This is a genomic window from Kocuria atrinae, from assembly GCF_039531425.1.
GTDB classification, from domain to species: domain Bacteria; phylum Actinomycetota; class Actinomycetes; order Actinomycetales; family Micrococcaceae; genus Kocuria; species Kocuria atrinae.
Map to the genome: position 1 here is coordinate 1 of NZ_BAAAQA010000049.1, position 1162 is coordinate 1162.

General features: G+C 64.1%; 1 protein-coding gene. It reads right to left on the reverse strand.

Annotated features, from left to right (window positions below; genetic code table 11):
• On the reverse strand, positions 1-1139 hold a 1139-nt coding region (locus ABD283_RS14335), incomplete at its 3' end, for an IS1249 family transposase (protein WP_344225605.1).
• Positions 1140-1162: the final 23 nt, after the last annotated feature.

Sequence of the window (1162 nt, forward strand, 5' to 3'; positions counted from 1 at the left end):
TGGATGCCGTTGCCGTCTTCGGCACTGAAGGCGTTGTCATAGAGGGTCGGCCCGATCGGTTCGTCCTGGTGTTGGGGGCGTGTCGGTGGTGGGTTCCAGTGTTCTTCCCGTGCGAGGTCCCAGGGGTTTCTGGGGTGTTCGGTGAGGGAGTTCAGTAACCAGTCCACGGCCCGTCGAGCGTGCTTGTCGGGCATTCCGCGGTGGGCTCGCAAGAGTTCTTTGATGGCCTTGTTTGGCCCGCCCTCCAACGGAGAGGTCGTGCGGTCGATCTTCACCCCGGTCTGTGATGCCAACTCGGGGTTGAGCCAGGTGAAGAGGTTGTGGTGGCGGATCAGGGTCCGGTAGAAGCCGCGGGCTCGGCGTAGGCGTTGATGGGTGTACCACCAGGCACGGTCCTCGTTCACCCCAGTGGGGCGTAGTACTCCTTTGCCCGGGCGGGAGCGTTGTTTTAAGAACGTCTCCCACTTCGCTTCCCAGGTGGCGTAGGCGCCCATCCAGACCGCGGCTTGGTCCAGGTCGGCCACTGCCATCAGCGCCCGGGTCAGACTCATCAGTTCTTGGCCGGCTTCCAGGCGTGGAGACAGGCTCAGGTGCCGGCGGATAGCGGTGTAGATGTGGAAGTAACAGCGCTGAACCGCGGTGTGGGGCCAGACCTGGCGCAGGGCCGCGTGCAGGCCGGTGCCACCGTCGACGATGGCCACGACCGGGGCCGGGATCCGGTTCAACAGCGCCACCCAGGCGGCTTTCTTCTCGTGGTCACACCATTGCCAGTCCACCACGTGGGTGCCGGTGTAGGCGATGAGCACGCACCAGCCGTTGAAGTAGGTGCCATCGAGCATGATCTGGTGGTGGATCACCCCGGTCGGCTCCGGGCGTGGGACAGGTACTCGCCAGCACCAGGCGGTAGCTCTCCTGAAGGTGCGGGGGCTACCGCTGAAATCGCTGCTCTTCGCTCCGTGCAGAAGCCAGGCGTGAAACCAGTCCAGTTGGGCTCGTCGGGTGAGCTGTTCGCGGTGGATGGTGGTTGAGGCCCCGCACCGCGGACATCGCCATCGAGTCCGACCAGCGCTGGTCCTCCCGTTCTTCACCAACGGTTGAGCACATACACCACAAGAGGGTCTGTTTCGTGGAAGGGGCACCAGACATGCTCCCAGAGCATGTC